This window comes from Labrys sedimenti, assembly GCF_034424805.1.
Taxonomy (GTDB): Bacteria; Pseudomonadota; Alphaproteobacteria; order Rhizobiales; family Labraceae; genus Labrys; species Labrys sedimenti.
Window position 1 is genome coordinate 1 of record NZ_JAXOUF010000054.1, and the last position, 4,345, is coordinate 4,345.

Below are 4,345 nucleotides of genomic sequence, written 5' to 3' on the forward strand. Positions count from 1 at the left end.
AATCCGGCAAACGCGAATACTTGCCAAGCTAAAAAATTCTCGCTGAATCAGCGGCTTGCGAGTTCTTCACGAACGACCAAGGCCTGGGACTTGGCATCGCGCAATTGCCACTAAACCCATTCCAGCCCCGAGTTGATTGGGCGAATTGGAAAAACATTGGGTATCGGTCTGGTTAGACCACCCGCTCATCACAAGTTACCGCTGGCGTTTGACCGAACCGAAATCCAGCGGCCTTTCGAAAGGTACTCCTCCAAGGGTGGAGCAGGCCCATGCAAGCCCATTCACCGTATTTGCCTCTCAATAGCTTGAAGCCATTCGCTGAAGAGGTCTGGATTGCCGATGGCCCGGAAATCGGAATGCGCAGCCTCGGGCTGACGATCCCCTTTCCAACGCGCATGACCGTTGTACGTCTCCCATCGGGCGAGATCTGGATTCATTCTCCCATTGCCTGGCACGATGGTCTTGCGGCCGCGGTGGCGCAACTGGGCCACGTGACCCGCCTCATTGCCCCCAACACATTGCACTATTGGTATCTGTCGGATTGGCAAACAGGCTTCCCGGCCGCACGTAGCTATGGCCCTCCAGGCCTCGTCGCCAAAGCACGTCGCCCCACAAGGATCGACGAGGAGCTTGTTGAGACGGCCCCTCGAGCATGGGCAGACTCAATCGCACAATGTCTTGTGCACGGCATCTTATTGACGGAGGTCGATTTCTTCCATCGCCCCAGTCGGACCTTGATACTCACAGACCTCATCGAGAACTTCGAGCCATGCCGAATCCATGCTCGATGGTTGCGCTGGATCATTCGGCTCGCAGGCGCATCCGATCCAGATGGGAAGGCGCCCTACGACATGCAGTTGAACTTCCTGGGGCATCGGCACCAGCTTCGATCGGCGGTTCAACGAATGATCGAGTGGAACCCCGAGCGGATTATACTCGCGCATGGGCGCTGCTACGACCGCGATGGCCTCAGCGAACTCAAACGAGCCTTTCGCTGGGTACTCTGACGACGCGACGATCGAACGTCTATCCTTGCCCCGTTGATTCCAGCTTTTGAGGCGCCGGACGAAGAGTAAAGGCCTTTGACAAGGCGTGATAGAGCCGCTGCGGGCAGATGAAGGCCGACACACCGTCCGCGATAATCGCGGTCGCCAGCAGAGGCAGGATCATCGCGCGACTGTCTGTCATTTCCGCAATGATCAGCACCGCCGTAAGCGGCGCCCTCACGACGCCGACGAAATAGCCTGTCATGCCCAGAATTACGATTGCACCGAGCGGTTCGCCGGGGAAAAACAGCGACAATAGATTGCCGACACCCGCTCCGGTAGCCAAGGAGGGGGCAAAGATGCCTCCAGGAACACCACTGAGCATGGTTATCAAGGTCGACAGAAATTTCGCAGGACCAAACCACAAGGGCTGGGACTGGGATTCGACCAGCATTTTGGCAGAATCGTAGCCCGCTCCCCAGGTCTCGCCACCTGTCACGATGCCAAGCACAGCGATAGCAAAACCACACCCAGCAGCCAACGCGATTGGCCGGGAGCGCATAATGGCGATTGGTCGCCAAGAGGTACTTCCAAAGGCGATTACTGCCTGCGAGAACAGGCCTCCGCACAGCCCACCGATGACGCCGGCCGCCAACGAGACGATCAACGCCAGACGGAACGCGATCATCTGATGCACGGCGCCGAAATAGACATAGTCGCCGGCAATGCCTTGGCTGACTAATCCGGAAATCATCACGGCGGCCATGGCCAGTAGCGCCAAACGCTGTTGATAGGACGCAGCCAGTTCCTCAATGGCAAAGGCGACACCCGCAAGCGGCGTATTGAAGGCTGCGGACACGCCCGCAGCGCCCCCCGCGATCACCACGGCCGATGAAAGGTCGATCCTGAGCGTACGGTGGACATAGGCCATGATCGCGGCGCTGACCTGCACGGTCGGCCCTTCGCGCCCTACCGATGCGCCGACCAGCAGGGCAGCAACCGTTCCTGCACATTTAAAAATAGCGGTTTTCATAGAGATGAGACCGGCGCCGATCGCGCGCCTCGGATCTGCCGCCCCGGCGATGACTTGGGGGATCCCGGAGCCACGCGCGGCAGGTGCCAGGCGTTGCGTCAGCGCTGCAAGTGCCGCCAGCCCGAGCGGCGTGACGATCAGCGGCGAATAAGGCGCCCGGTCGACGAGGAGCAGAAACAAGCGTGAAGCCTCGTCTGCGAGCCAGGCGAACGCAAGTGCGACCAACCCCAATACGACTGCTCCCACCGTCGTTGCCGTCCGCCGGCGCAGAAGCAGGGGAAGGCCCCTTGCTTTCGCCCGAAACCCACCCTTTCCTCCTTTCGAGGGTTCGTCGGAACGATATGACGCGTGATCTCCTTGTAATTTGGCTGGCACGACTTGACGTTCTCCAAAGCAAGAGCGACCAGAGTCTTAATAGCCGCCATAAATGCATCGAAGTTCGATATACGCCGCCGAGAGGGGCACCTCAAGCCGCGATGCCAGTTGTGTCTGGGAGTAAGTCATGACCGACGACAAACGCCCTTCGCGTCCCGCCACCAAGCGCTCGACGGGGAAAGAGAGCGAGGTGAACTACGATGCTCTGGCCCGGTTTCGATACGAAATCAGAAAATATCTCGCCTTTTCGGAGGACGCCGCAGCAAAGGCCGGGGTTACACCACATCAGTACCAGGCCTTGGTCGCCATCAAGGGCTTTTCACGCCACGAGCCCTTGTCGGTAGGCGATCTTGCCGAGTTGATGTTCATTCGCCATCACACGGCCGTTTCGCTCGTCAATCGAATGGCCAAGCTCGGCCTGCTCACGCGTATCCCCGATTCCCACGACAAGCGACGGGTGTTCATTTCACTCACCGATATCGGCGAAGAGCATCTTCGCTCGCTCGCCTCTGTCCACGTCGAGGAACTGCGGCGTGCCGGAGCGAATTTCGTTGGGACCCTTCAGGATCTGATGCAGCCACCTCAATAGGCTGTCTCCGCAGGCTAGATTCGGGACTCACTTAGCCAAATCTACTCGTCAGCTTCCCCCTGCCGACTGGTCAGTCGCATCCGATCCCGACGGGTTTTGGCGTGCTTCACTCGAGATAGCCGGAGACAGAGGCATCACCCCCAGGCTTGCCCCCTCAATCGACACCGTCATGTCGGTATGACCAGGTTTCCGTCAAAACGTCCTTGCCGGATCTCAGAAATGCCCTCAACTCGGTACCGCCAACCACAGGCAGTTCTACATCGAAGGTGGCTCGAATGCCGGCAATCTCAGGATTTCGTTGCACGCTGCTTCGAATGACCTGACCGTCTGATGCCCATGCAACGAGTTTGACATTGACAACATCCAGATTTTTGGAGCCCAAGGCACCGCCTCGAAAATCAAGAATGAAGCGGATCGTTTGCTCCCGTCCCTTCGCCGTCGCAACGCCCGCCTTGGACTCGAACGTGCCAACGGAGCGACCGCCGCCGTGTAGGGGGCCTACCGCGGAGATAAGTGAATAGCTGAACTGGCTCTCGCCGCCGGCGGCAGGTTGCTCGTCAGGAACCCAGCACGCCACGATATTGTCTTCGCTCTCCTTACGAGCGTGAAGCTCGGTCAACACCACCCTGCCGCTGCCGGGAGCGTGTCCAAAATCCACCCAGTAGCTTGGTCGCGCATGGTAGCGGGCCTCCAGGTCCTCATAACTGCGAAAAATACGATCGCGCTGGAACAATCCGAAGCCCTGTGTCCCGCTGTCGAGATACGAAGACATCGACGATGAAGGTGGATTTCGAAGAGGACGCCAGATCCACTCGCCCGATCCGGAATGAATGGCCAATCCATCGGAGTCATGAACCTCCGGCCGGAAATCGCGGGGTTTCCGAAGTGTGTTTTCACCAAAGAAGAACATCGATGTCAGTGGCGCGACGCCCATGCCTGACAGATTTCGACGGGGGTACAGCGTCGCTCGCACATGCAGTTGCGTTGCAGTCCCAGGAGCCAGCTCGAATTCAAAGCATCCCGTCACCGAGGGGCTGTCAAGCAAGGCATAGATCGCAATTGCGTCTGCATCAAAGGCCGGCTCCCGGATCCAAAACTCTCTGAAATAAGGAAATTCTTCGCCAGGTGAGCCCGATCCGATCGACAGCCCCCTGGCCGACAACCCATATTGCTGGCCTCTGCTCAGAAATCGGAAGTAGCTTGCTCCGAGGAAGGATATAACCTCATCGAACTTGGTGTCGCTGTTGAGCGGCCAAAGAATGCGGATTCCTGCAAATCCAATTGAGCTAGGCTCAGGACCTATTAATTTGGTTTGAGATGTGATTCACGGTTTCCGGTGGAGGCCGTTATGGGTGATTTGTT

Annotated in this window: 4 protein-coding genes; 2 read left to right on the forward strand and 2 right to left on the reverse strand. The window is 58.2% G+C overall.

Annotation, left to right across the window (positions count from 1 at the left end; all coding sequences use genetic code 11):
- Positions 1-269: 269 nt before the first annotated feature.
- Positions 270-1,007, forward strand: a complete 738-nt coding sequence (locus tag U1R88_RS35190; protein ID WP_322435513.1) for a DUF4336 domain-containing protein — start codon at positions 270-272, stop codon at positions 1,005-1,007.
- A gap of 19 nt (positions 1,008-1,026) precedes the next feature.
- Here U1R88_RS35190 and U1R88_RS35195 read toward each other — a convergent pair whose 3' ends face one another.
- Positions 1,027-2,199 carry a chloride channel protein gene (locus U1R88_RS35195; protein WP_322435514.1) on the reverse strand — a complete coding sequence of 391 codons (1,173 nt, stop codon included), beginning with the start codon at positions 2,197-2,199 and terminating at the stop codon, positions 1,027-1,029.
- Between the two features lie 322 nt (positions 2,200-2,521).
- On the opposite strand from U1R88_RS35195, the gene U1R88_RS35200 reads away from it, so the two are divergent.
- Positions 2,522-2,983: a MarR family winged helix-turn-helix transcriptional regulator gene (locus U1R88_RS35200; RefSeq protein WP_322435515.1), complete on the forward strand. Its 462-nt coding sequence runs from the start codon at positions 2,522-2,524 to the stop codon at positions 2,981-2,983.
- Between the two features lie 154 nt (positions 2,984-3,137).
- Here U1R88_RS35200 and U1R88_RS35205 read toward each other — a convergent pair whose 3' ends face one another.
- Positions 3,138-4,307 carry a glucan biosynthesis protein gene (locus U1R88_RS35205; RefSeq protein ID WP_322435516.1) on the reverse strand — a complete coding sequence of 390 codons (1,170 nt, stop codon included), beginning with the start codon at positions 4,305-4,307 and terminating at the stop codon, positions 3,138-3,140.
- Positions 4,308-4,345 lie beyond the last annotated feature (38 nt).

Bases quoted from the DNA above. Each gene is read 5' to 3' on its own strand.
- U1R88_RS35190 (WP_322435513.1), top strand. From the start codon at position 270: ATGCAAGCCCATTCACCGTATTTGCCTCTCAATAGCTTGAAGCCATTC.
- U1R88_RS35200 (WP_322435515.1), top strand. From the start codon at position 2,522: ATGACCGACGACAAACGCCCTTCGCGTCCCGCCACCAAGCGCTCGACG.